This window comes from Wenxinia saemankumensis (assembly GCF_900141735.1).
Classification (GTDB): Bacteria; Pseudomonadota; Alphaproteobacteria; order Rhodobacterales; family Rhodobacteraceae; genus Wenxinia; species Wenxinia saemankumensis.
This window is the reverse complement of record NZ_FQYO01000001.1, coordinates 83120-103420: the sequence shown is the minus strand read 5'-3', so window position 1 is coordinate 103420 and position 20301 is coordinate 83120. Positions and strand designations below refer to the sequence as shown.

Here is a 20301-nt window from a genome sequence, read left to right as displayed (position 1 = left end):
GTGGCGACTGGCGGTCGGACCGGGATATGTCGGAAAGCCGGGCCGGGATCAACGTGGCGGGGGAACGGGTGACGGGCGAGACGCTGGATGCCGAGAAGCTGCGCGCGCGGATCGCCGGGCTGCCGCCGGATCGGCCGGTCCTGATCGCGGGCCCGACCGCCAGCGGCAAGTCCGCCCTCGCCCTGCGCATCGCCGAGGAGGCGGGCGGCGTCGTCGTGAACGCCGACGCGCTGCAGGTCTATGCCGGCTGGGAGGTGCTGACCGCCCAGCCCCCGGCCGAGGATCGGGCGCGGGCGCCGCATCTGCTCTACGGTCATCTCGCGCCCGAGGCGGACTGGTCGGTCGGCCACTGGCTGCGCGCCGTCGAGCCGCTGCTGGCGGGCGGCGCCCGGCCCATCGTCACCGGCGGGACCGGCCTCTACTTCACCGCCCTGACCGAGGGTCTGGCAGAGGTGCCGCCCGTGCCGCCCGCGATCCGGGCCCAGGGCGATTCCCTGTCGCTCGAGGCGCTGCGCGACGGTCTCGCCCCTGCCGATGCGGCGCGGATCGACATCGCCAACCGGGCCCGCGTCCAGCGCGCCTGGGAGGTGCGGCGCGCTACCGGCCGGGCGCTGGCCGAGTGGCAGGCCGCGCCCGCCGCGCCGCTGCTGCCCCCGGGATCGGCCGAGCGGCTGCTGATCGACGCGCCGAAGGACTGGCTCACCCCCCGGATCGAACGACGCTTCGACGCGATGCTGGCGGGCGGCGCGCTGGACGAGGCGCGGGCGATGCATCCCCGCTGGGACCCCGCGCTGCCCTCCTCCCGCGCGATCGGCGCAGCCGAGCTGATCGCGCATCTGGAGGGGCGGATGGGTCTCGACGAGGTGCGCGTCCGCGCCGCGATCCAGACCCGGCAATACGCCAAGCGGCAGCGGACATGGTTCCGCGCCCGGATGGGCGACTGGTCGGCGGTGCCCGCCTTATCCACAGGCTGAGCCGCGCGGCGCCCCTGTCCCGGCGGGCGCGCCGGGGCGCGCGGCCCCGGGTTATCCCCAGCTCGATCCCCAACTTTTCCTGCCGCCGCCGCAACTTTGCCTTTGTCGGCGGGCCCTCCTCGGCCAACACTTGCACTAATCGAACCGGGGGGTTTGGGCCATGACCATGACGACGTCTCTGGCGGGCGGCGACCGCCTGTCGCTGCAACCGATCGCGCTGACCTCCGGCCTCGGCCGATGGCGGACCGAGGCGATGCGCGCCCACCGCACGCCGCGGCTGATGTTCGTCACCAAGGGACAGGGCCGCCTGACGATGGCCGGGCTGACCCGCGGCTACGGCGCCAACAACCTCGTCTTCCTGCCCGCCGGCACGATGTACGGCTACGAGGCCGGCCCGCTCGTCTCGGGGCACCTCCTGACGATCCCCGGCGCGATGGCCGCCGAATGGCCGGACGAGCCGGTGCACCTGCGCCTGCGCGACGTGATGGCGCAGCGCGAGGTGGCGGCGATCTTCGACGCGCTGGAACGCGAGCTCAAGGATGCCCGACCGGGCGCGGCACGTGCGGCGCATTACCATCTCGGCCTGCTGGGGGTCTACTTCCACCGCCAGTACGACGCCCTCGCCGAGACCGCCCGGGGCGAGCGCGAGGACAGCGCCGCCGCCCGCCTCGTCGCCGCCTATTCCGACCTCGTCGAACGCGAGTTCCGCCGCCAGCCCGCCATCGCCCATTTCGCCCGCACGCTCGGCGTCACGCCGACGCATCTCACCCGCGCCTGCCGACAGACCTGCGGCCGCTCGGCGCACGAGCTGCTGACCGACCGGCTGCTCTTCGAGGCGCGCGAGATGCTGCGCGTCGATCCCCGCCCGGTGAAGGAGGTGGCGGCCGCGCTCGGCTACAACTCGCCCGCCTATTTCACCCGCGCCTTCCAGCGCGCCACCGGGCAGACGCCCTCCGACTTCCGCCGCGCCTCGCGCCTGCAGGGGGCCGGGCCCCGCCCGGTCACGCTGCACTAGGCCCGCCCGGGCCGGACTCGCGCCATCGTGTGTCCCGCTGCACCGCCTCTCCCTGCTAAGGGGCCGGCAGGGCCGTTCCTTTCGCGGCCGGCGGCATAGATCATCCCGCGGACATGAATGCGGCAGAGGGAGTGGCGAGATGACGCGCGAGGCAGGCAAGATCCATCCCGCCGCCCTGCGTTACGCGGGCGAGCTGCGCGCGGGCACGATGGACCGGCGCGAATTCCTCGCCCGGGCCACCGCGCTCGGCCTCTCCGCTCCCGCCGCCTGGGGCCTGGCCGGCCGTGCCGCCCCCGCCGCCGCGCAGGGCCTGCCGACCGCGCGGCAGGGCGGCACGATCCGCTGCCAGATGAGCGTGCGGGCGCTCAAGGACACCCGCACCTTCGACTGGTCCGAGCTCGGCAACCTGACCCGGGGCACGCTGGAATACCTCGTCGAATACGACAGCGACGGCACCTTCCGCGGCATGCTGCTGGAGGGGTGGGAGGCGAACGAGGATGCCAGCGCCTACCTGCTGCATGTCCGCCCCGGCGTGAGCTGGAGCAACGGCGAGCCCTTCACCGCCGGGGACGTGGCCCGCAACATCGCCCGCTGGTGCGACGCCTCGGTGGCGGGCAATTCCATGGCTGGCCGCATGGTCAGCCTGATCGACCCCGCCACCGGCCGCCTGCGCGACGGCGCGGTCGAGGTGGTGGACGAGCTGACGGTCCGGCTCACCCTCTCCAGCCCCGACATCACCCTCGTTCCCGGTTTCTCGGACTACCCGGCCGCGATCGTCCCCGCCTCCTACGACCCGGCGGACACGGCAGCGGCGATCGGCACAGGGCCCTACCGCATCGCCGAGATCGAGCCCGGCGTGCGGGCCGTGCTCGAGCGCGTGCCCGGCCATGTCTGGTGGGGCACCGGGATCTATGGCGGCCCCTATCTCGACCGGATCGAGTATCTCGACTACGGCACCGACCCCGCCGCCTGGCTCGCCGCGATGGAGGCGGGCGAGGTCGACATGCTCTACGAGAGCGTCGGCGATTTCATCGACGCGCTCGACGCGCTGGGATTCCCGAAATCCGAGGTGGTCAGCATGGCCACCTGCGTGATCCGCCCCAACCAGCTGGCAGAGGTGGACGGGATGCGCCCCTATGCCGACATCCGGGTGCGCCGCGCGATCCAGCTGGCCACGGACAACGCCATCCTGCTCGAACTCGGCTACGGAAACCGGGGCGAGACGGCCGAGAACCACCATGTCGGCCGCCTGCACCCCGAATACGCCCCGATGCCGCCCCGGCCCTTCGACCCCGCCGCCGCGCTCGCGCTGCTGGAGGAGGCGGGCATGGCGGCGTTCGAGTTCGAGCTGACCTCGGTCGACGACGACTGGCTGCGCAACACCACCGACGCGGTCGGCGCGATGCTGCGCGACGCGGGCTTCACCGTCCGGCGAACCATCCTGCCCGAGGATGTCTTCGCCGGGGGCTGGCGGCGCTGGCCCTTCAGCGCGACCAACTGGAACCACCGCCCGCTCGGCGTGCAGGTCCACGCGCTCGCCTACCGCTCCGGTGCGGCCTGGAACGAGTTCGGCTGGTCGAATCCCGACTTCGACGCCCTGCTCGCGCAGGCCCTGTCGATCGAGGACGCCGCGACCCGGCGCGAGACGATGGCGCGGATGGAGGCGCTGATCCAGGAAGAGGGCGTGACGATCCAGCCCTACTGGCGCTCGCTCTACCGTCACTACCGGACCGGGCTGCTCGGCGTCGACATGCACGTCTCGTTCGAGCATCACCACTACAAGTGGGGTCTGGCCTGACGCGTCGGGGCCTGATGCGTCGGGGCCTGATGCGTCGGGGCCTGACGCGCCCGGGACCGTCCCGGCGCGGGGCCGGGCCCCGTCACATCGCCTGCCCCTCGGCGCGCAGCGGCTGCGGCCGGGCGAGGCGCGCCGTCTCCTCCGCCATCGCCCGCAGCGCCGCCAGCTCCGCGGGCAGGGTCACCGCCCCTTCCGCGTAGGCGATCCCGTTCGCCGATTCGGCCGCCGCCCCAGCGCCGAACAGCACCGGGTTCGCGCTGGCCAGCGTCCGCAGCACGCGCTGTGCCCGGATCTGCACCTCGACCAGCGCCGCGCCGTCGCGCAGGATCGGCCGGATGCAGGCGCGCAGCATCTCGGCGGCATCGAGCGCGGCGACATGCACCCGGTCGAATCGCATCTCGGGCGCGGGCACGTCGCGCCAGTCCAGCAGCACCCTCAGGATCCGGTTCAGCACGTCGATCGCCGTGCCGGGATCGTTCACCGCCGGGGACAGCGCCCGCGAGGCGACCTCGGACATCACGATCAGCCCGAAGAGCGGATCCTGGTCGAAGCTGCGCGCCGCGTCGGTGGTGATCGCGCCGGTCAGCCTCCCGACCAGCCGCGCCGCCTCCCCGTCCCCGTCCCTGTCCTCCTCCCCGCCCCCGTCCTCGTCCGGCAGGCCGGTCACCGCCAGGATCGGGTCGAGCGGCGTGACGAACGTGCCGGGCGGCGCCAGCAGCCAGACCGACAGGCCCGCCTCCTGCGCCGTATCCTGCAGCGCCTCCATGTCGACATGCTGGACGCTTCCGGTCCGGGCCGCGGTCAGGTAGCGCGCCCCGCCGGGAACCGGTCCCTCCATCGGCCGGCCGCCCAGATAGGGCGCCTCGCGCCGCACCTTCAGCGCCCGCGCCGTCGCCTCCTCGACCCGGCGCAGCGTGTCGGTCAGGCGCCCGAAGACCGTCAGATGCGCGATCCAGCGCATCAGCGCGATGACGATGACCGCGATCACCGCGATCGTCACCGCGAACAGGATCGCCCGCCCCCCCTCGCCGTAGAGGCCGGCGCGCAACGCGACGATGCCGGTCAGGGAATAGATGAACGCCCCGACGAAGATGGCGAGGACGTAGCGCGTCTGCCGGTCCGATTGCAGCAGCGTCAGCGTGCGCGGCGTCGCCGAGGAGGCGGCCGAGGCGAAGGCCGTCACCATGATCGAGACCGAAAAGGTCGTGACCCCCAGCATCGAGGTGGCGAGGACGTTCAGGATCTGGTCGATCGCGTCGACGCCGATATCGCCGCCGAAATCCTCCGGCAGCCAGGGCCGCGCCCCGATGGCGAGAAAGGACGTGACGAGGCCGAGCAGCGCGAAGCCGATCACGGGGGCCCAGATGCTGCGCAGCCAGCGGCGCAGGCGCCAGTTCAGTTTGGAGATCATGGTGGGGGACGCGTCCGGCGCGCGGCGGGCGGCGCCTCAGGATCCCCAGATGGCGCGGACGTAGCCTTCGGTCTCGGCATAGGGCGGGATCCCGCCGTAGCGCTGCACCGCGCCCGGACCCGCATTGTAGGCGGCCAGCGCCAGCGGCCAGGACCCGAAGGCGGCGAATTGGGCGGCGAGGTAGCGGGCCCCGCCGTCGAGGTTCTGCGCCGGATCGCCGGGATCGACGCCCAGGAGCGCCGCCGTCTCGGGCATCAGCTGGGCGAGGCCGAGCGCGCCCTTGTGGCTGACCGCGCCCGCGTTCCATCCGCTCTCCTGCTGGACGAGGCGCAGGAACAGGTCCTCGGGGATGCCATGGCGCCGGGCCGCGGCCCGGGCGACGGCGAGGTGCGGGCCGGCATAACTGCCCGCATAGGCGGGGGCCGCGACCGGTGCCGCCCCGAAGAGCGGGTCCGACCGCTCAGGCTGGAGCCGGGCCGAGTTCTCGTATTGCTGCGCCGCCCGCCCGTCGAGCACGTTGACCTGCGAGGCGAAGAGCGCGGCGCGGTTGTTCATCGTCGAGACCGTGTCCGCCGCCGCCGGACCGGCCAGCAGGGCCGCGAGACCGCTGGAAAGGGCCAGAGCGGCCGCCGTGCGCCGGTTCCCTGCGGGCGCAGGGCGCCGGGCCAGTTCGGGCGCGCGGCGCCGGTTCGGATCGATCATTTCGGTCGTCCCCCGATCAGGCGGCCGCCGGGCACGATCCCCGGGGGCCATTCCCGCCGCCCCGGTCGCGTTCCGGGATCGGCCGTTCCGGCGCGAAGACTAGCAGGACGCACGCCCTCTGGCCAGCGTCCTGCGGATGCCGCCCTCCCGTGCCACCTGCGGTGCGGCCCCCGGGCGCCGCCCCGGGCCGTGCGCGGACGGCCCCGCCCTTCCGCCGGCGGTGAGGATCGGTTAACCAACCTTCGATAATCCGGAAGCGAATGCGGCCGCCCGCCGGGCCGGCCGAGACATGGGGGAGCGGCCGATGGCAGGCAGCGTGAACAAGGTGATCATCGTCGGCAATCTGGGGCGCGACCCCGAGACGCGGACGTTCCAGAACGGGGGCAAGGTCTGCAACCTGCGGATCGCCACCTCCGAGAACTGGAAGGACCGCAATACCGGCGAACGGCGCGAGAAGACGGAATGGCATTCCGTCGCCATCTTCTCCGAGCCGCTGGCCCGGATCGCCGAGCAGTACCTCAAGAAGGGCTCCAAGGTCTATATCGAGGGCCAGCTCGAGACCCGCAAATGGCAGGACCAGTCCGGCCAGGACCGCTACTCGACCGAGGTCGTGCTGCGCCCCTATCGTGGCGAGCTGACCCTGCTCGACGGTCGCGGCGAGGGCGGCGGCGGGGGTGGCGGCGGCAATTACGGCGGCGGCAATGGCGGCTATGAGGACCGCGGCGGCTCCGGCAGCTACGGCGGCTACGACGACCGGGGAGGGGCGTCCTCGGGCGGCGGCGGCGGCCGCGGCGACATGGACGACGACATCCCGTTCTGATCGTCCCCCGCGGCGCCCCGGCCGGGCGCCGCGCTTCCGCCGGGCACGGGCCCACGGGTTCGTGGCATTACGGCGGATGGGAGGCGCCCCGTCCGCGGCGGCGATCCCGGACAGCGATCCCCGGCCGGGATCCGCCTTTCCATAGGGTGCAGGCCAGTAGGTAACCTTCGCTTTCGACGGCGGGGATCGTCCCGTCGGGGACTGCGTCGGACGGCGATTCCCGGTCGGGGCGCCGCCGGCCCGAGGCCGATCCCCTCGCCGCCTGGCTAGGCGGCGGCCCGGTGCGCGACGGACCGCCCGCCCCGATCCCAGTCCCGGCAGGCCTCCCCCGGGACCTAGCCCCGCGCCGCCAGCGATTCGGACAGGAGGTCCCGCACCGCGTCGCGCGGCACGTCTCCCGTGACGAAGGCATCGCCGATCCGCCGGGCGAGGACGAAGCGCAGCTGCCCGTCCACCACCTTCTTGTCCTGGCCCATCAGCGCAAGCAGCGCCTCGGCGTCCGGCAGATCGCCCGGGATGTCGGCGAGGTCGCGCCGCATCCCCATCGCCGCCAGATGGGCGCGCACCCGCCCCGGCTCCTCCTGCGGACAGAGGCCGAGCCGCGCCGACAGCTCGAAGGCCAGCGCGCAGCCGATCGCCACCCCCTCGCCGTGCAGCAGCCGGTCCGAATATCCCGTGGCCGATTCGAGCGCGTGGCAGAAGGTATGGCCGAGATTGAGCAGCGCCCGCTCCCCCTGCTCGGTCTCGTCGCGCATGACGATCCCGGCCTTCATCTCGCAGGACCGGCGCACCGCGCGCACCAGAGCCGCGGGATCGTCCCTCAGCCGCGGACCGGCGGCTTCCAGCCAGTCCCAGAACGCCGGATCGCCGAGCAGGCCGTATTTCATCACCTCGCCGTAGCCCGCGCGGAAATCCCGATCGGGCAGGCTCGCCAGAAGCGCGGTATCCGCGATCACGAGGCTCGGCTGGTGGAACGCGCCGACCAGGTTCTTGCCCTGCGCCGTGTTGATGCCGGTCTTGCCCCCGACCGAGCTGTCGACCTGCGCCAGCAGGGTCGTCGGCACCTGGACGAAGCGCACGCCGCGCCGCAGGATCGCCGCGGCGAAGCCCACGAGATCGCCGATCACCCCGCCGCCGAAGGCGACGACCACGTCGCCCCGCTCCACCCCCTGCGCCAGCAGCCACTCGGTCACGCGTGCGAGCTCGGCCCAGCACTTCGTCCCCTCGCCCGGCGGCAGGACCAGCGCCTCGGCCGCGATCCCCTCGGCGGCGAAGGCGGCGCCGAGCGCCCCGAGATGCGCGGCGGCGACCCGGTCCTCGGTCACGATCGCGACGCGCGGGCGGCGCAGCAGCGGTGCGACCAGCGCCCCGGCCCGGGCGGTCAGCCCCGGCCCGATCAGGATCTCGTAGGCCCGTCCGGGCAGGTCGACGGCGACACGCTCCATGCGCTCACTCCTCCGCCAGCAGGCCGGGACGGGCGCGCAGCGCCTCCATCACCCGGTCGGTGGTCTGTTCCAGGGTGAAGCCCGCCTCGCTGCGCACCGCCAGATCGGCCAGCGCGTAGAAGGGGCGCCGCTCCTCCAGCAGCGCGGCCAGCCGGGCCCGTGGGTCGGGGGCGCGCAGCAGCGGGCGCGTGTCCTTGTGGCGCACCCTCTCCCACAGGGTGGGCAGGTCGGCGTCGAGCCAGACCGAGACGCCCTTCTCGCCGATCACCCGGCGGTTGCGCTCGAAGAGGAAGGCGCCGCCCCCGGTCGACAGGATGGCCGGCGGCCCGGAGAGCAGGCGGGCGATCACCTCGTGCTCGCGGTCGCGGAAGAACGCCTCGCCGTCGCGGGCGAAGATCTCGGCGATGGACCGCCGCGCGGCCTCTTCCAGCGCGGCGTCGGAATCGAGCAGCGGCAGGCCCAGCCGGGCGGCGAGGGTCCGGCCGATCGCGCTCTTTCCCGATCCCATCATACCGACGAGCGCCACGGAGCGGTGAAGGCGGATGCCGCGTTCGGCCATGTCGTCCCGGTCCCCCCTCGCCGGATCCCTGCCGGCCCCTTCCCGTGCCGCCACCGCATCTGTCGGCGACCGCTTGCCGGGACCGGGCCCTGAATGGCGTGATCTCGCCCGGAAGACCAGATATAAGCCGCCTCGACAACACGCTGCGCACCGGGCCCGCCCGGCGACGGGCGGACCCGCAGGCAGAGGCGAGAACCATCATGTGGCGCGCGATCAAGCTCATCTTCTGGCTGGTGGTCCTGGCCGCCATCGCCCTGCTCGCCTACGCCTATATCGGGCCGGTCTTCTTTCCGGGCGATTTCGAGCCGCCGCTGCGCGAGATGCGCCAGCCCGTGACACTGGGCCAGGACTGATGCGCCGGACCACGATCCTCGCCGCGCTCGTGCTGATCGCCGGACCGGCCCGGGCGCAGGAGGTCGCGTCGCAGGACGCGCCGCTCTCGGCCATCGACTGGCTGTCGCAGAGCGTCGCCCTGCCCGCGCCGGATCCCGAACCCGCCGCGCCGGACGAGCCGGCCGTCGCCGACGACGCGACCGCCCCCGACATCACCGTCAGCGCGCTCGACACGCCCTCCGCCGACCGGGTGGGCGTGCTGCCGCCCGCGATCTCGGGCCTGCCGGCGACGCTCTGGTCCGCCACGCCCGAGGACGAGGTGCTGGCCGCGCTGGCCGCGCTCCCCGGCTCGGGCCTTCCGGCCAGCATCGACCTGCAGACCCGCCTCATGCTGGCCGAGGCCGCCCCCCCGCAGGGCGCGGGCGCCGACGGCGCGCTCTACATGGCCCGGGTCGACCGGCTGCTGCAGCTCGGCGCGCTCGACGCCGCGCGGGCACTGCTCGAGGCGGGCGATCCCGCCGCCGATCCGCGCCGCTTCCGCCGCTGGTTCGACGTCGCGCTGCTGCTGGGCGAGGAGGACGCGGCCTGCCGCATCATGCTCGACCGGCCCGCCCTCGCGCCGACCCTGCCCGCCCGCGTCTTCTGCCTCGCGCGCGGAGGCGACTGGACGGCGGCGGCGCTGACGCTGAACACCGCCATCGCCCTCGGCGACGTCACCGAGGCGGAAGAGGCGCTGCTGACCCGCTTCCTCGACGACGGCTCGGCCGAGACCGCCTTTCCGCTGCCCCTGCCCGAGCGGACGACGCCGCTCGACTACCGGCTCTACGAGGCGATCGGCGAGGCGCTGCCCACCGCCGACCTGCCGCTCGCCTTCGCCCGCGCCGACCTGCGCCCGATCGTCGCCTGGCGGCTGCGGATCGAGGCGGCGGAACGCCTGGCGCGCGCCGGGGCGATCGGGGAATCCGTCCTGTTCGACCTCTATACCGAATCGCGGCCCGCCGCCTCGGGCGGGGTCTGGGACCGGGCCACCGCCATCGCCGCGCTCGAGACCGCGCTGGCGGATGCCGATGCCGCCGGACTCGGCGACGCGCTGCCCCGGGCCTGGGCCGCGATGCAGGAGGCGCGGCTCGAGGTTCCCTTCGCCCGCGCCTATGCCCGCGACCTCGCCGGGCACGGGCTGGCGGGCGAGGCGGGCGCCATCGCCCATCGTCTCGGCCTGCTGACCTCCTCGTACGAGAGCACCGCCATCGCGCACGAGCCGACGGATCCCGAGGACCGCTTCCTGCACGCCATCGCCCGCGGTGCCGCGCCGGAAGACACGCCCCCGGGCCCCCGGGCCGAGGCGGTGCGCCGCGCCTTCGCGGGCGAGGGAAACGCGATGCCGGACCTCGACCCCGCCCGGCTCGGCCCCTCGATCCTCGCCGCGCTGGACCTGCTCGAGACCGGCCGCCGCACCGATCCCGCCCTCGTCGCGCAGGCGCTGGCCGGGCTCCGGACCCTGGGGCTGGAGGACGATGCCCGCCGCCTCGCACTGCAATACGTGCTGCTGGAGCGCCCCTCGTGACGAGCGGCGGCCCGGTGAACGGGACGGGCCGGGCAACAAGCGCGGCCGGGCGCCCGTCGTGACCGCCCCGTCCCGCGATTCCGACTGGATCGCCACCTTCCTCGAGGCGCAGGCAGCCGAGGCGGGCGCGGCGCGCAACACGCTGCTCGCCTATGGCCGGGACCTGCGCGCCGTGGCCGAGTGGCTCGCGCGGCACGGCAGCGGATTCGGCGCCGCGACCCGGGACCAGATCGAAGGGTATCTTGTCGCCTGCGAGGCCGAGGGCCTGGCCAGGTCGACGCGCGCGCGCCGCCTCTCGGCGATCCGGCAACTCACCCGCTTCGCCTTCGAGGAGGGATGGCGCGACGACGACCCGGCGATCCGCCTCACCGGCCCCGGCAAGGACCGCCGCCTGCCCAAGACGCTCAGCGAGGAGGAGGTGGAGCGCCTGCTCGCCGCCGCCCGGGACGGGCGCGACGCGCCGCGCGACACCTGCCTGATGGAACTGCTCTACGCGACCGGCCTGCGGGTGACCGAGCTCGTCTCGCTGCCCGTCGCCGCCGCGCGGGGCGATCCCCGGATGCTGCATGTCCGCGGCAAGGGCGGGCGCGAGCGGCTGGTGCCGCTCTCGTCCCCTGCCCGGTCCGCGCTCGCCGACTGGCTCGCCGTGCGCGACGCGCGCGAGGAGACGGCCCGCAGGGCGGGGGGCGCGCCGTCGCGCTTCCTCTTTCCCTCGGGCGGGGCCTCGGGGCACCTGACCCGCCATCGCTTCCACGGCCTGGTGAAGGAGATCGCGATCCGGGCCGGGCTCTCCCCCGCCCGCGTCTCGCCCCACACGCTGCGCCATGTCTTCGCCACGCACCTGCTGGCCCATGGCGCCGACCTGCGCGCGATCCAGACGATGCTCGGCCATGCCGACGTCTCCACGACCGAGATCTACACCCATGTCCTCGACGAGCGGCTCGGCGACCTCGTCGCCGCCCATCACCCCCTCGCACGCGATCCCGGGACCGACCGCCCCCGCGCCCCGGCCCCCGATCCCGATCCCGCTCCCCGTCCCCGGCCCGGCCCCGCGCGCGGCGCCGGGCGGGATCCCGGCCGGTGACATCCCCGCCTCCCTCCGCGCGGGCCGACTTGAAAACCGCTCGCGCGCGCCACATCAAGGGGCCATGACGCGCGCCCATCCCGCCCCGCCCCCGGCCCCGCCCACCTCCCTAGCGACATGACCGAGATCTTCACGGACGCCTCCTTCTGGATCACCGCCGGCGCGATCCTGCTGCTGCTCGTCTTCTCCGCCTTCTTCTCCGGCTCCGAGACCGCGCTCACGGCCGCCTCGCGCGGCAAGCTGCGCTCGCTCTCCGACAAGGGCTCGAGGGGCGCCGAGCAGGCGCTCCGGCTGACCGAGGACAACGAGCGGCTGATCGGTTCGGTCCTGCTGGGCAACAACGTGGTGAACATCCTCGCCACCTCGCTCGCCACGGCGCTGCTGACCCGGCTCTTCGGCGAATCGGGCGTCGCCTTCGCCACGCTGGTGATGACGCTGCTCGTCCTGATCTTCGCCGAGGTGCTGCCCAAGACCTACGCGATCACCAATTCCGAGAGCATGGCCAGCGTCGTGGCGCGGCCGATCTCGCTGGTCGTGCTTGTCTTCGCCCCGATCGTCGGCGTGGTGCGCGCCATCGTGCGCGGCGTGCTGCGCGTCTTCGGCGTGCGCACCGATCCCGACAGCAACATCCTCGCCGTCCGCGAGGAGATCCGCGGCGCGCTCTCGCTCGGCGAGGACGAGGGCGCGATCGAGAAGGAGGATCGCGACCGCATCCTCGGCGCGCTCGATCTCGGCGACCGGACGGTGGAGGAGATCATGCTCCACCGCTCCAACATCGAGATGGTGGACGCCTCTCTCCCCGTCAGCGCGATCCTGACCCAGGTGCTCGAGAGCCCGCATACCCGGCTGCCGCTCTGGAAGGACAAGCAGGAGAACATCGTCGGCGTGCTGCACGCCAAGGACCTGCTGCGCGCGATCAACCGGATGCTGCGCGACGACGGCGCCGTCTCGCCCGAGGAGCTGACGCAGTTCGACATCCTCGACGTGGCGATGGAGCCCTATTTCGTCCCCGAATACACCACGCTCGACGACCAGATGCGCCAGTTCCTGAAACGGCACACGCATTTCGCCCTGGTGGTGGACGAATACGGCACGCTGCAGGGCCTGCTGACGCTCGAGGACATCCTCGAGGAGATCGTCGGCGAGATCGCCGACGAGTTCGACGTCGGCGAGGAGGAGCCCGTCGCCCGCACCGAGGACGGCGGCTACCTCGTCGAGGGCTCGACCACGATCCGCGACCTCAACCGCCTGCACGACTGGGACCTCCCCGACGAGGAGGCCAATACCATCGCCGGCCTCGTCATCCACGAGGCGCAGCTGATCCCGATGGAGGGGCAGGTCTTCTCCTTCCACGGCTTCCGCTTCGAGGTGCTCGAGAAGGAGGAGAACCGCCTCAAGACGCTCAAGATCAGTGCGCTGGAGACGGAGGAGGCCTGAGGCACGGGCCGCCGCACACCGGCCCGGCCCCCGTTCCGCCCCTCCTCGGCGAGGCGCCCGATCATGCCGGGGACGCTGCCGTCCCGGCCCCCGCCCCCGAATGCCCGCTCCGCCGGGCGACAGGGCCCGTTCCGGACGATCGGGACCGTTCGGACGATTGTCCCGGTCCGTCCGGCCCCGCCACGATCCGCAGGCCCCCGCGGCCCCGGGCTGGAAGCGCCCCCCGGCGCCGCGGACGACGCCTTCCCCCTTATCTTGCCCGAAATACTCCGGGGTCCGGGGCAGCGCCCCGGTCCCGCAACCGCCACCGGCGCGGCCGCCGGGATCGGAGCCCCGCTTCCCGCAGGCTCCCGCGGCCCCGGGCCGGAAGCGCCCCCCGGCGCCGCGGAGGACGCCTCCCCCTTATCTTGCCGGAAATACTCCGGGGTCCGGGGCAGCGCCCCGGTCCCGCAACCGCCACCGGCGCGGCCGCCGGGATCGGAGCCCCGCTTCCCGCAGGCTCCCGCGGCCCCGGGCCGGAAGCGCCCCCCGGCGCCGCGGAGGACGCCTCCCCCTTATCTTGCCGGAAATACTCCGGGGTCCGGGGCAGCGCCCCGGTCCCGCCCCCTCCGGCCGCCCGGATGCGGGAAAGCTAGAGCCCCGCTGCCCGCAGGAACCCGACCAGGCCCGCCGTCGAGCCGTCCTTTCCGGCGGCATCCTCGGTCCCCTCGACGACCGGCTGCAGCGCGGTCGCCAGCTCCTTGCCCAGTTCCACACCCCACTGGTCGTAGGAATTGATCCCCAGCACCGCCCCCTCGACGAAGACCCGGTGCTCGTAGAGCGCCACGATCATGCCCAGGATCTCGGGCGTCAGCTGCGGATAGGCGAGCGTCGTCGACGGGCGGTTGCCGGGGAAGACGCGGTGCGCCGCCTGCCGCTCCAGCTCCGCCCCCTCGAACCGCCCGGCCACCTTCTGACGCGCCTCGTCCAGTGTCCGGCCCTTCATCAGCGCCTCGGACTGGGCGAGGCAGTTGGCGACCAGCAGGCGGTGCTGGTGGTGCAGGTCGTCCTCGTGCCCGCGGGCGGCGACGAGGAACTCGCAGGGCACGACCTGCGTGCCCTGGTGGATCAGCTGGTAGAAGGCGTGCTGCCCGTTGGTCCCGGGCTCGCCCCAGACGATCGGGCCGCTCTCGACCTCCAGCGCCGCCCCGTCCATCGAGACGCGCTTGCCGTTCGATTCCATCTCCAGCTGCTGCAGATAGGCCGGCAGCCGGGCGAGCCGCTGGTCGTAGGGCAGGACCGCGCGGGTCGGATGGCCCAGCACCTGCCGGTGCCAGATCCCCACCAGCGCCAGCATGGCGGGCATGTTGTCCCGCCACCCGGCCGAGACGAAATGGCGGTCCATCGCCTGCCCGCCGCGCAGGAAGGCGCGGAACGCCTCGGGTCCCACGGCGATCATCAGCGAAAGGCCGATCGGCCCCCACATCGAGTAGCGCCCCCCCACCCAGTCCTCGAAGCCGAAGACGCGGGACGGGTCGATCCCGAAGGCGCCCGTCTTCTCCAGATCGGTGGAGAGCGCCGCGAACTGTGCGCCCGGATCCTCCACCGCCTCGGCCATCCAGGCCTTCGCGGTGCGGGCGTTCGTCATCGTCTCGATCGTGGTGAAGGTCTTGGAGGCGACGATCACCAGCGTCCTCGCCGGATCGCAGCCCCGCAGCACGCCCGCGATATCGGCCGGATCCACGTTCGAGACGAAGTGGCAGCGCGGCCCGTCATGGTAGGGGGCGAGCGCGATGGCCCCCATCTTGGGCCCGAGATCCGAGCCGCCGATGCCGATGTTCACCACATCGGTGATCGGCCCGCCCGGACCCGCGAAGCTCCCGTCCCGGACGGCGCGGGCGAAGCCCTCCATCCGGTCCAGGATCTCCAGAACGCCCGGCATGACATCCCGGCCCCCCACCTCCACCGGCCCGCCGTCGAGGTTGCGCAGCGCGGTATGCAGCACCGCCCGCCCCTCGGTCTCGTTGATCGGCGCGCCGCCGAACATCGCCGCGCGCTTCTCCGCGACCCCGGCCTCGTCCAGCAGCGCGATCAGCGCGTCGCGCGTCTCGCCGTCGATATTCGTCTTGGAATAGTCCAGCAGCATCTCGCCGAGACGGATCGAGAAGTCCTCGGCCCGGCCGCCCTCCATCAGATCCTCGATCCGGCGATCCCGCACCGCGGCGGCCAGCGATTTCAGGTGGTCGAACATGGTCTCAGGCCTCCGCCCAGTGAACGATCGCGTTCGGCAGCACGGCCGCGACCGGCGCCTCCTCGGGGGGCAGCCTGCGGGCCCGCTCCAGCGCCTCGCGCTTCTCGGGGCCGACGATCAGGACATGGGTCGACATCGCGTCCCTCAGCACCCTGGCCGACAGGGTGACGCGCGGCTCGGGCGCGCCCGGCGCGCGCATCGGCACCAGCAGATCGTCCCCGCTCAGCGCGTCCCCCAGCCGGTCCGCGCCGGGAAAGATCGAGGCGGTGTGCATGTCCGCCCCCATCCCGAGCAGGAGCACGTTCAGCGGCAGGTGCGGGGCGATCGCGGCCGCGAGCCCGTCCAGCGCCTCCTCCGGCTGCCCGGTATCCGCCCGCAGCGGCAGGTAGCGTGCCCGCGCCGCCTTCTCGGTCAGCAGGCGCTCGCGGATCAGCGCGGTGTTCGACCGCTTGCTGTCCTCGGGGACCCAGCGCTCGTCGGTCAGCAGCACGTTGACCCGCGCCCAGTCCAGCTCGGCCCCGCAGAGCGAATCGAAGACCGGGCCCGGCGTCGTGCCCCCCGGCACGGCCAGCGACACGCTGTCGTGGTTCCCGAGGGCGGAGCGCAGCTCCCCCGCGATCTTGTCCGCCAGGTCGAGCATCATCATCTCGGCATCGGCGTATTCGACGAATTCCATTGAAGTCTCCTGCCGCTGCATTGCGAGGGGGAGTGTTAGGCCCCTTGGCGCCGCTCGGAAAGGGCGGAGGACGGGTTTTCGACCCCGCCCCCGGCCCTCACGCCCGCGTGTGCCGCCTTGATCGGCGCCCGCCCCGCGCCACCGTCCCCGCCCACACAGAAGGAGGACCCGACATGACCCGCACCGCGCTCGCCGCAACCGCCCTCGCGCTCCTCGCCGCGCCGGCCCTCGCCGAGGACGTCGCCTACGAGGTGGAGGGGGTGAGCCATACCGGCTATTTCGCCGCCGCCGAGGGAGAGGCGCGCGGCCTCGTCCTCATCGCCCATGACTGGGACGGGCTGGACGGGTACGAACGCTCGCGCGCCGACATGCTGGCCGGGATGGGATACGATGCCTTCGCCCTCGACATGTACGGCGCCGATACCGAGGCCGGCACGATGGAGCAGAACGTCGCCGCCACGTCCGAGCTGACCGGCGACCGCGAGAAGATGCGGATGCTGATCGAGGCCGGCATCGCCGAGGCCCGCGCGCTCTCCTCCGCCACCGACCTGGTCGTGATGGGCTACTGCTTCGGCGGGGGCGTCGCGCTGGAGATGGCCCGGTCCGACATGGCCGGCGAGGCCGTGGGCTATGCCAGCTTCCACGGCTCGATCGACACGCCCGAAGGCCAGTCCTGGGACGGCGACGAGCCCCCGGTCCTGATCCTGCACGGCGGCGCCGACGACTCCGTCCCGCTTTCGGCTGTGCAGACCCTGATGACCGAGTTCGAGAGCGCCGGGACCACCTACACGGTGGAGATCTATTCCGGCGCCCCCCACGCCTTCACCGTCGAGGGCTCCGACCGCTACCAGGAGCGCGCCGACCGGGAGAGCTGGGAGGCCTTCACCGACTTCCTCGCCGAGGAGACCGGCACCGAAGGGTAGGCGCAACCGCCCGGAGGCAAGAGGCGCGGGCCGCGACACGGCCCGCGCCGGGTGCACCGGCTGCATGACGGACCCGGACCGCCGATCACCGCCGATCCCGGATCGAGGCAGGCCGCGCGCCCCGAGGCTTCCTCGTCGCCGCCGCCCCCCCCCTGCTCTTATCTTGCCCGAAATACTCCGGGGTCCGGGGCGGAGCCCCGGCGACTGAAAGCCGGGTTCACCCGTCCGGCGGAGCCCCGTCTCCCGCCGTCGCCTCCGCCCGCCCTGCTCTTATCTTGCCCCGAATACTCCGGGGTCCGGGGCGGAGCCCCGGCGACCGAAAGCCGGGTTCACCCGTCCGGCGGAGCCCCGTCTCCCGCCGTCGCCGCCGCCCGCCCTGCTCTTATCTTGCCCCAATTACTCCGGGGTCCGGGGCGGAGCCCCGGCCGCCGGCCGCCCTCGCGCGGCCGCGCCTCAGCCGCGGATGTCCCGCCAGCGCCGCCCGTCCCGGTGGATCAGCATCTGCGCGTCCTCCGGACCGCTCGATCCCTGCTCGTAGAGCTTGGGCACGTCCGAGCGCGCCTCCCAGCCCTCGATGATCGGGTCGGTCCAGCGCCAGGCCGCCTCGACCTCGTCGCCACGCATGAACAGCGTCTGGTTGCCCCGGATCACGTCCATGATCAGCCGCTCGTAGGCGTCGGGCGCCTCGGCCTCGTCCCCCAGCGCGTCGGCGAAGGTCATGTCGAGCGGCACGTCGACGAGCCGCATGCCCCCCGGCCCCGGCTCCTTGATCGTCACCTGCAGGTCGATCCCCTCGTTCGGCTGCAGCCGGATCGACAGGATGTTGCGGTGCCGCTTCTCGTCGCCCTCGAACATCGAATGGGGGAGGTCCTTGAACACGACCGCGATCTCGCTCGACCGCGCCTTAAGCTTCTTGCCGGTGCGCAGGTAGAACGGCACGCCCGCCCATCGCAGGTTGGAAATGCCCAGCTTCAACGCGACGAAGCTCTCGGTGAAGCTGCGCGGGTTCTCGGCATCCTCGCGGTAGGACGCGGCCCCGGCGGCCGCGTCGTACTGGCCGCGCACGATCTGGTGCGGCTCGACCGGCTGCAACGCGCGGATCACCTTCAGCTTCTCGTCGCGCACGGCGTCCGCCTCGAACTGGCTGGGCGGCTCCATCGCGATCAGGCAGAGCAGCTGCATCAGGTGGTTCTGCACCATGTCCCGCATCGCGCCGGACTTGTCGTAATAGCTGCCGCGCCCGCCCACGCCCACCGTCTCGGCCACGGTGATCTGGATGTGGTCGACGTAATGGCTGTTCCAGAGCGGCTCGAAGAGGACGTTGCCGAACCGGATCGCCATCAGGTTCTGCACCGTCTCCTTGCCGAGGTAATGGTCGATCCGGTAGATCTGCCGCTCGTCGAAATGGCTCGCCAGGGTCGCGTTCAGCTCGCGCGCCCCGCCGAGGTCGCGGCCGAAGGGTTTTTCCACCACGATCCTCGCATCCGGCCCCGCCACGTCGTTCGAATGCAGCCGCTCGGCCAGCGCCCCGAAGAGCGAGGGCGCCACCGAGAAGTAGAAGGCCCGGACGACCCCGTCCCGCATCAGGTCGCGCAGGTCGCTCCAGCCGCCCTCGCCCGTCGCGTCGATCGGAACGTAGTGCAGCCGGGCGAGGAACTCCTCCAGCCGGCCGCTGTCCTTCTCCGCCCCGCCGAACTCGGCGATCGCCTCGCACACGAGGTCGCGGTAGCCCGCATCGTCGAGCTCCGAGCGGGCGGCCCCGATCACCCGGCTCTCGCCCGTCATCTGCCCGGCGATGAAGCGCCGGAACAGTCCCGGCAGGATCTTGCGCCGGGCGAGATCGCCCGTGCCGCCGAAGATGACGAGGTCGAACGTGTCGACGGGAATGACGCGGCTGACCATGGGCCTTCTCCTGTTCGGGCGGGCGGCGCGGGCGCCGCCGGTCGCGGCCCCGGACATAGCCGCCCCCGGGCGGGCTGTCCAAGCCGCGCTGTCTCGATGGCCGCGTTAGCGCTAACCGCCCCGCGGGGCAATGCCCGCCCCGGCGGGCGTCGCGCCCTGCCCCGCGGCCGGGCGCCCGCCGCCGCCCTCCCCGCGGGGCGCCTCAGGCCTCCAGCTCGGCATCCCAGTAGAGGAAGTCGAGCCAGCTGTCGTGCAGATGGCCCGGCGGGAATTTCCGCCCGGTGTTGCGCAGCTCCTCCGCCCCCGGCTGGCGCGGCGGCCGCCGCAACGAGAGGCCCGATTGCCGCAGCGATTTCGATCCCTTGCGCAGGTTGCACGAGGCGCAGGCCGCGACGACGTTCTCCCAGCTCGTCACGCCGCCCCGGGCGCGCGGCACGACATGGTCGAAGGTCAGGTCCCCGCGCGAGCCGCAGTACTGGCAGCAGAACTCGTCGCGCAGGAACAGGTTGAAGCGGGTGAAGGCCACGCGCTTCTGGGGCCTGACGAAATCCTTCAGCACCACGACCGAGGGGATGCGCAGGCTCGTCGTCGGCGAACGGACCCGCTCGTCGTATTCGGCCACGATGTCGACCCGGTCCAGCCAGACCGCCTTCACCGCCTCCTGCCAGGGCCAGAGCGAGAGCGGATAGTAGGACAGCGGCCGGTAATCGGCGTTCAGCACCAGCGCCGGATGATGCCGCAGCCCCGCCGGCTCGCGCACGAATGTCGTCCTGAAATCGCCGTCCATCGCCCGAACCCCTCGCATCGCGCCGGCGCCGCCGAGAGGGGCCGCCGGTCGTCCGGTCGCGGGGTGCGGGGAACCGCGCCTCGCAAGCGGGACTATATCTGGCGGTAAAGCTCTGGCAAGCCCGACAGGTCTTGTGTCCTGCCCCCTCTTCTGGGGGCGGGACGTGACAGCGGCATGACGCCGCCCGGCGCGGAGGTCACTTCAGCGGGTCGTGCCCCCAGTTCATCAGCGAATAGCGCCAGTCGCTGTTCTCGGCATCCTCGGACGGGCCCTGAGCCGTGTGCCGCTTAATGTAGCCGACGACCTTCGCCATGTGGTCCCATTGGCCGTCCGTCAGGTCGTCCTTCTTCGTCCGCTTGATCTCGACGATCCTCCGGCCCGACCTGTGGCCCGTGCTCTCGCCGCTGTCGCTGTCGCCGACGGATCTGCTCTCCTCCGTCTCCAGCCAGTCCTCCAGCTCCCCGGGCGCCATGTTCACCAGCTCGCCCCATTCGTCCCAGACCTGGTCCCTGTCCTTGCTCATCGCGCGCTCCGTCTCGAGATACCGGCGGTCAACGCCGGCGGCGCGCCGGGGGTTGCGTGCCGCGCCCTCCCCTTCGCAGGGTCGGCAAATACCGTCCGCACCCGCCGCCCGCGCAGGC

General features: G+C 72.9%; 18 protein-coding genes. 9 read left to right on the top strand and 9 right to left on the bottom strand.

All coding sequences use genetic code 11. The features are described 5' to 3' along the window. Positions 1-26 precede the first annotated feature (26 nt). From miaA to BUE30_RS00440, 3 genes are all read left to right on the top strand, one after another. Positions 27-974 (top strand): tRNA (adenosine(37)-N6)-dimethylallyltransferase MiaA, encoded by a 948-nt coding sequence (miaA, locus tag BUE30_RS00450; RefSeq protein ID WP_083600966.1) that lies wholly within the window; start codon positions 27-29, stop codon positions 972-974. A 160-nt stretch (positions 975-1134) separates the two neighbouring features. Next, positions 1135-1989 (top strand): AraC family transcriptional regulator, encoded by an 855-nt coding sequence (locus BUE30_RS00445; protein WP_073325624.1) that lies wholly within the window; start codon positions 1135-1137, stop codon positions 1987-1989. Between the two features lie 139 nt (positions 1990-2128). After that, entirely contained in the window at positions 2129-3787 is a 1659-nt protein-coding gene (locus BUE30_RS00440) for an ABC transporter substrate-binding protein (protein ID WP_073325622.1), read from the top strand. 82 nt (positions 3788-3869) lie between these two features. Here BUE30_RS00440 and BUE30_RS00435 read toward each other — a convergent pair whose 3' ends face one another. Next, positions 3870-5198 carry a DUF2254 domain-containing protein gene (locus BUE30_RS00435; protein ID WP_083600964.1) on the bottom strand — a complete coding sequence of 443 codons (1329 nt, stop codon included), beginning with the start codon at positions 5196-5198 and terminating at the stop codon, positions 3870-3872. Between the two features lie 36 nt (positions 5199-5234). Further along, positions 5235-5900 (bottom strand): lytic transglycosylase domain-containing protein, encoded by a 666-nt coding sequence (locus BUE30_RS00430; RefSeq protein ID WP_083600962.1) that lies wholly within the window; start codon positions 5898-5900, stop codon positions 5235-5237. A gap of 304 nt (positions 5901-6204) precedes the next feature. Here BUE30_RS00430 and ssb point away from each other — a divergent pair, with 304 nt between their 5' ends. Beyond that, the gene (gene ssb / locus BUE30_RS00425; protein WP_073325620.1) at positions 6205-6720 is read left to right on the top strand and encodes a single-stranded DNA-binding protein; all 516 of its coding nucleotides are present in this window, start codon (positions 6205-6207) and stop codon (positions 6718-6720) included. A gap of 335 nt (positions 6721-7055) precedes the next feature. Here the strand turns inward: ssb and aroB are convergent, their stop codons facing one another. After that, entirely contained in the window at positions 7056-8165 is a 1110-nt protein-coding gene (gene aroB / locus BUE30_RS00420; protein WP_073325618.1) for a 3-dehydroquinate synthase, read from the bottom strand. A 4-nt stretch (positions 8166-8169) separates the two neighbouring features. Next, positions 8170-8724, bottom strand: coding sequence for a shikimate kinase (locus tag BUE30_RS00415; protein WP_073325616.1), 555 nt, complete (start codon positions 8722-8724; stop codon positions 8170-8172). Positions 8725-8924: 200 nt separating this feature from the next. On the opposite strand from BUE30_RS00415, the gene BUE30_RS17695 reads away from it, so the two are divergent. The 4 genes from BUE30_RS17695 to BUE30_RS00400 all read left to right on the top strand — a co-directional run bounded on the left by BUE30_RS17695 (position 8925) and on the right by BUE30_RS00400 (position 13142). After that, positions 8925-9077, top strand: coding sequence for a hypothetical protein (locus BUE30_RS17695; protein ID WP_170865599.1), 153 nt, complete (start codon positions 8925-8927; stop codon positions 9075-9077). Next, entirely contained in the window at positions 9077-10621 is a 1545-nt protein-coding gene (locus BUE30_RS00410; protein WP_073325615.1) for a hypothetical protein, read from the top strand. The genes BUE30_RS17695 and BUE30_RS00410 overlap by 1 nt, the downstream gene beginning before the upstream one ends. Before the next feature lie 58 nt (positions 10622-10679). Continuing rightward, positions 10680-11705: a tyrosine recombinase gene (locus tag BUE30_RS00405; protein WP_073325613.1), complete on the top strand. Its 1026-nt coding sequence runs from the start codon at positions 10680-10682 to the stop codon at positions 11703-11705. A 117-nt stretch (positions 11706-11822) separates the two neighbouring features. Then, on the top strand, positions 11823-13142 hold the full coding sequence (locus tag BUE30_RS00400; protein ID WP_073325611.1) for an HlyC/CorC family transporter: 1320 nt from the start codon (positions 11823-11825) through the stop codon (positions 13140-13142). A gap of 631 nt (positions 13143-13773) precedes the next feature. Here the strand turns inward: BUE30_RS00400 and pgi are convergent. Beyond that, positions 13774-15372 carry a glucose-6-phosphate isomerase gene (pgi, locus tag BUE30_RS00395; RefSeq protein WP_073325609.1) on the bottom strand — a complete coding sequence of 533 codons (1599 nt, stop codon included), beginning with the start codon at positions 15370-15372 and terminating at the stop codon, positions 13774-13776. A 4-nt stretch (positions 15373-15376) separates the two neighbouring features. After that, positions 15377-16048, bottom strand: a complete 672-nt coding sequence (pgl, locus tag BUE30_RS00390) for a 6-phosphogluconolactonase (protein ID WP_073325607.1) — start codon at positions 16046-16048, stop codon at positions 15377-15379. 173 nt (positions 16049-16221) lie between these two features. Here pgl and BUE30_RS00385 point away from each other — a divergent pair, with 173 nt between their 5' ends. After that, the gene (locus BUE30_RS00385; RefSeq protein WP_073325605.1) at positions 16222-16971 is read left to right on the top strand and encodes a dienelactone hydrolase family protein; all 750 of its coding nucleotides are present in this window, start codon (positions 16222-16224) and stop codon (positions 16969-16971) included. A gap of 453 nt (positions 16972-17424) precedes the next feature. On the opposite strand, the gene zwf is transcribed toward BUE30_RS00385, so the two are convergent. From zwf to BUE30_RS00370, 3 genes are all read right to left on the bottom strand, one after another. Next, positions 17425-18873, bottom strand: a complete 1449-nt coding sequence (zwf, locus tag BUE30_RS00380; RefSeq protein ID WP_073325603.1) for a glucose-6-phosphate dehydrogenase — start codon at positions 18871-18873, stop codon at positions 17425-17427. 202 nt (positions 18874-19075) lie between these two features. Continuing rightward, complete coding sequence (locus BUE30_RS00375; RefSeq protein WP_073325602.1) at positions 19076-19660, bottom strand: HNH endonuclease; 585 nt, start codon at positions 19658-19660, stop codon at positions 19076-19078. Between the two features lie 196 nt (positions 19661-19856). After that, a complete protein-coding gene (locus BUE30_RS00370) occupies positions 19857-20183 on the bottom strand; it encodes a DUF3140 domain-containing protein (protein WP_073325601.1) in 327 nt (108 codons plus the stop codon). Between the last annotated feature and the right edge of the window lie 118 nt (positions 20184-20301).

Excerpts from the sequence above, each read along its gene's own strand:
- BUE30_RS00375 (WP_073325602.1), bottom strand. The coding sequence starts at position 19,660 with ATGGACGGCGATTTCAGGACGACATTCGTGCGCGAGCCGGCGGGGCTG.
- BUE30_RS00445 (WP_073325624.1), top strand. The coding sequence starts at position 1,135 with ATGACCATGACGACGTCTCTGGCGGGCGGCGACCGCCTGTCGCTGCAA.
- BUE30_RS00430 (WP_083600962.1), bottom strand. The coding sequence starts at position 5,900 with ATGATCGATCCGAACCGGCGCCGCGCGCCCGAACTGGCCCGGCGCCCT.
- miaA (WP_083600966.1), top strand. The coding sequence starts at position 27 with ATGTCGGAAAGCCGGGCCGGGATCAACGTGGCGGGGGAACGGGTGACG.
- pgl (WP_073325607.1), bottom strand. The coding sequence starts at position 16,048 with ATGGAATTCGTCGAATACGCCGATGCCGAGATGATGATGCTCGACCTG.
- BUE30_RS00415 (WP_073325616.1), bottom strand. The coding sequence starts at position 8,724 with ATGGCCGAACGCGGCATCCGCCTTCACCGCTCCGTGGCGCTCGTCGGT.
- BUE30_RS00440 (WP_073325622.1), top strand. The coding sequence starts at position 2,129 with ATGACGCGCGAGGCAGGCAAGATCCATCCCGCCGCCCTGCGTTACGCG.
- ssb (WP_073325620.1), top strand. The coding sequence starts at position 6,205 with ATGGCAGGCAGCGTGAACAAGGTGATCATCGTCGGCAATCTGGGGCGC.
- BUE30_RS00400 (WP_073325611.1), top strand. The coding sequence starts at position 11,823 with ATGACCGAGATCTTCACGGACGCCTCCTTCTGGATCACCGCCGGCGCG.
- BUE30_RS17695 (WP_170865599.1), top strand. The coding sequence starts at position 8,925 with ATGTGGCGCGCGATCAAGCTCATCTTCTGGCTGGTGGTCCTGGCCGCC.
- pgi (WP_073325609.1), bottom strand. The coding sequence starts at position 15,372 with ATGTTCGACCACCTGAAATCGCTGGCCGCCGCGGTGCGGGATCGCCGG.
- aroB (WP_073325618.1), bottom strand. The coding sequence starts at position 8,165 with ATGGAGCGTGTCGCCGTCGACCTGCCCGGACGGGCCTACGAGATCCTG.
- BUE30_RS00410 (WP_073325615.1), top strand. The coding sequence starts at position 9,077 with ATGCGCCGGACCACGATCCTCGCCGCGCTCGTGCTGATCGCCGGACCG.
- BUE30_RS00435 (WP_083600964.1), bottom strand. The coding sequence starts at position 5,198 with ATGATCTCCAAACTGAACTGGCGCCTGCGCCGCTGGCTGCGCAGCATC.
- zwf (WP_073325603.1), bottom strand. The coding sequence starts at position 18,873 with ATGGTCAGCCGCGTCATTCCCGTCGACACGTTCGACCTCGTCATCTTC.
- BUE30_RS00385 (WP_073325605.1), top strand. The coding sequence starts at position 16,222 with ATGACCCGCACCGCGCTCGCCGCAACCGCCCTCGCGCTCCTCGCCGCG.
- BUE30_RS00370 (WP_073325601.1), bottom strand. The coding sequence starts at position 20,183 with ATGAGCAAGGACAGGGACCAGGTCTGGGACGAATGGGGCGAGCTGGTG.